This window comes from Asticcacaulis biprosthecium C19 (assembly GCF_000204015.1).
Lineage (GTDB): Bacteria > Pseudomonadota > Alphaproteobacteria > Caulobacterales > Caulobacteraceae > Asticcacaulis > Asticcacaulis biprosthecius.
Genome location: NZ_GL883081.1, coordinates 287,956 through 292,342 on the forward strand (window position 1 = coordinate 287,956; position 4,387 = coordinate 292,342).

The following is a 4,387-nucleotide window of genomic DNA, read 5'->3' on the forward strand; positions in this document are numbered from 1 at the left end:
TAAATGCGAATACCAACCGCACCTTATCGGGCAGGATGTGTCAGTCTTTTCGTGGGTTGGTATTAGGGTCGAAGAGGGTTTACCGCGACGCCAGGCGCCGATTGTGATAACCTTGTGGCCGGTGATTCGACCCGACTCGGACGCATTTCCGGCATCCCCATCCGTCATGTGAAGGATGTTGACCTGGCCCGGGCTGGTCTCGTCACCACGGTAAGGGGATGCATCATGGATATGGACAGCGTATCGAGTCTGATTGACACGATTTATGACGCGGCTGTCGACGATAAGGGCATCCCGAAAGTCGCCGAGCGCCTGGCCCGGCTTGCCGGCGCCCGAACCGCCACCGTCACCCTGCATGCCTGCGACATGCGCGAGTTCGCCATGGTGCGCGACTTTTTTCTGGCGACGCTTGGTATCGATTTCACGGGCCATTTCCTCACGCAGGACGTCTGGCAGCAGGCGGGCCACAGCCTCTCCACCCTGCCGGCACAGAGCCACGCCTTGGACGGCGTGCCGATCGCCGACATCTACACCCGCTTTTATCTTACCCATGCCGACCCGTCGGTTTTGGGGCTGAACGCCCTCATCACCACCCAGCATGGTGTCCTCTCCGTCGCCATAAGCCGGCCCCTGGACGCCCTGCCCTTCACGGCCGTAGACGCGGCCAGGCTCCAGGCGCTCGTACCCCACCTTCAGCGCATGCATCAGATGCGCCTGCAGATGCAGCGGCTCGAGACCCGTTCGGACGTCGCCCGCGCCGCCCTGGACCGTTTCGCCTATCCGACCCTGATCCTCCAGCCCGACCGCCACATTCTTCTGGCCAATGCCGCCGCCACCGACACGCTGGTGCGGCGCCAGGGCCTGTTCGAGCAAAAGGGCCGACTTTACGCCCAGCAATCCGAAGACAACAAACGCCTTTCCGATGCGCTTCACACCGCCTTGAACGGCAATGGCCAGGACGCCGAAATCTGCCAGATTGGCCGCGGCGATGGCCTGGAGCAGCGTGTCATCATGTCGCCCATGGCCGACCGTAAGAGCGTATTCCTCGTCATCGACGATCCGGCTACGCCACGCCCCCTGAACGCCAAAATCTCCCAGCTCTATGGCCTCAGCGCCGCCGAAACCGCCTTGACCGAGGCCCTGATGCGCGGGGAAACGCCGGAAGACTTTGCCCTGGCGCGCAACGTTCGTATCACGACGGTCCGTTCGCAGCTGTCGTCACTCCTGCGCAAGACCGAGACGGAACGCCAGGCCCAGCTCATCGCCAGCATGAGCCGTTTGCCATCTTTAAAAATTCAATCTTTCGGCGAAGAATAATTTCGAAACGTTTCCTTCATTTGCAGGATGCATAACCGGTAGCGCCTCGCCTACGAATATAAAACTTACAAAAAACGACCGGCTTGATTCGCTGTTTTGGCGAATCCTGTCGGAACAGGGACGAAAGTCTTCGTGCACACCACATTCAGCCGCCCCGGCAGAACACATCTGACGCGCTTGCCCCCGGCAGGCGCCGTAACACGTCATTTGCCCCCCCTGCGCCGCACACCTTCCCATTCGAACCGACATAAAGGTCATGCTGTACGGGTACGCGCTGTCGGGACCGCCCTCCACGCAAACCTCCAGTTAGCCGCGTTCCCCTTGGGGTCTACCCGGCCAGCCAGCGACCTGAGCTCCCGCCGACAACGGCACTGCGTTTCCCCTTCACACCCGCGCCTGACATCCTTGGGCCGGCCCATCCAAGTTTGAAAATCCGGCGCCGGCGGCTCGTCTGCGGCGCCTTTCGACCTGTCCTGAGGAGGACCCCATGTCTGACCCCGATATTGCCAATGACACCTCAACTGGCGCTGAAATCCAACTCGAAAGCTTCTTTGATGGCGTTCTGGAGGCGCATGACGACGTCGACTGGATCAAGGTCGTGATCACCAATGCCGGCACCTATGAGTTTACCTTGATGGTCACGGACGGAGACCTCAACGACGGCTACCTCATTCTTTACGACGCGGAAGGCATTCAGCTCAGCTTGTCTGACAATGGAGGCGGCGGTGCGGCCGACGTTATGCAAACAACGCTGCAAGCAGGAACCTATTTCCTGGCTGCGGCGGCGCAGGGCGGCGTCAATGCCGGGACATATCACATGACGGCCGCTCTGATGCAGAGCAACACCGCTCCAACCTTCAGCCCCGAAGACACCCTGACTGGCGTTGCCGAAGGCACCAACGCCCAATATACCTTGCTCGACCTGCTTGATAACGCCTCCGACGCCGACAACAATGACACCTTGTCGATCGATGGCGAGGTCTTGGTCAAGGACGGCGACGACAGCATCATCGGCACAGCCACCCTGGACGAAGATACCTACACCATCACCCTCGATGACGAAGACTACAACGGCGACGTCTTCCTGAGCTACACCGTCACCGATGGTACGGACACGGTCGCCGGTTCCGCCACCTACAACGTTTCCGCCGTCAATGATGACCCGACGGGTACGGCCGCAGTCGTAGCCGACAAGGTCGAGGACACTCCCTTCTCGCTGACCCGCGCGCAGCTTCTCGCCAATATTTCGGACATAGAAGATGCGGACGAAGACCTGACGATTAGCATCGGTGCCGTGACCGGTGGCACCTTCATCCTCAACGGAACATCCGGTGACTACGACTTTACGCCGACCACTGACTTCAGTGGTGCGGCGTCGATCACCTACACCGTCACCGACACCGACGGCGGCGACATCGAAGTCACCAGCAACTTCAACATTATCGCGGCGGATTTACCCAATGACGATACGACGACCGCCCAGGTCATCGTGGACGGCGCGGCCTTTACCAGCCTTCTCGGATCAAATGATGACGTTGACTGGGTCAAGGTCGTCATAACCGAAGCTGGCACCTACGCGTTTGATCTCGCGCTTACTGATGGCGGATTAAACGATGGTCATATGATGCTTTTCGATGCGGGTAGTAATTTCCTGACCTATGATGGCGACAGCGGGCCAGGCCTGGATCCCAGAATTGTCGTTACGCTTGAGCCGGGAACCTATTATCTCGACATCGACAACAATAACGCTCCAGCGGCCACCTACAGCCTGACGGCAACGTCCGTCAACGACGCCCCGACCAACAGCGGCGATATCAGCCTGACCGACACGATCGAAGGCGCCAGCGTCACCACCACGGTCACAGCCCTGCTCGCCAATGCCGACGATATCGATGCTGGCGACACCTTGTCCATCCAAGACGGCGAGATTGCCGTCACCGACGGCGAGGGTACCATCATCGGCTCCGCCTCTATCTCGGGCGACGATGTCACCATCACCCTGACGGACATCAACTACAACGGTGATGTCAATCTCGACTACATCATCACCGATGGCGAAGCGACAGTAGCAGGTTCCGCCTCCTACAACCTGAGCCCCGTCAACGACGCCCCGACCAACAGCGGTAATATCGCCCTGACCGACACGATCGAAGGCGCCAGCGTCACCACAACGGTCACCGCCCTTCTGGCCAATGCTGACGATGTCGACGGCGATACCCTGTCCATCCAGGACGGTGAGATTACTGTTACCGACGGCGACGGCACGATCATCGGCTCGGCCTCCATCTCAGGCAACGACGTCACCATCACGCTTGACGACATCAACTATAACGGCGTCGTCAATCTCGACTATGTCATCACAGACGCCGAGTCCAACCTGAACGGCGTCCCACCGTCCGGCGACGCGACCGTGGCCGGCTCCGCGTCCTACAACCTGTCCCCCGTCAATGACGCTCCGACCGTAAGCGGCCCAGTCACCCTGACCGGCGTCGACGAAGGTACAGACGCCGTATTCACGCTGGCGGATTTGCTGGCCAACGCCTCCGATGTCGACCATGACGTCCTGTCGATCGCTGGCTCCGTCTCCGTCTTTAGTGGCGCTACCTTAATGGGGACCGCCAGTCTCGACGACGACAGCTACACCATTTCCCTGCCTGAGAACTTCAACGGCAGTATCGACTTGGTCTACACCGTCACCGACGGTGAAGAGAGCTACGCGACTTCCGCCACCTACACCGTCGCCGCTGTCAACGACGCGCCGACCTTCGGCGATGAAGTCACCCTGACCGGCGTCAACGAAGACACGCCCGCCGTCTTTTCGGTGGAAGACCTGCTGTTCGGCGCGGAAGATGTCGACCTCGATGGGTTGAGCATCTCCGGCAACGCCATTTCGGTCGAGGACGCCAAGGGCAACACCATTGGTTCAGCAGTCTATGACGACGGTGACTTCACCATCACCCTTGACGAGAACTACAACGGCACCGTCAACCTCGAATACGCCGTCACGGACGGCGATGAAACCGTTGCCGGTTCGGCCACCTACGAGGTCGCTTCCGTCAATGACGGCGGC

General features: G+C 60.0%; 2 protein-coding genes. Both read left to right on the forward strand.

Annotated features, from left to right (window positions below):
* Nucleotides 1–225 precede the first annotated feature (225 nt).
* A complete protein-coding gene (locus ABI_RS23290; RefSeq protein ID WP_006275541.1) occupies nt 226–1,317 on the forward strand; it encodes a helix-turn-helix transcriptional regulator in 1,092 nt (363 codons plus the stop codon).
* A gap of 487 nt (nt 1,318–1,804) precedes the next feature.
* A partial coding sequence (locus tag ABI_RS25820; protein ID WP_040310024.1) for a beta strand repeat-containing protein occupies nt 1,805–4,387 on the forward strand: 2,583 nt, incomplete at its 3' end.

Excerpts from the sequence above, each read along its gene's own strand:
- ABI_RS23290 (WP_006275541.1), top strand. The coding sequence starts at position 226 with ATGGATATGGACAGCGTATCGAGTCTGATTGACACGATTTATGACGCG.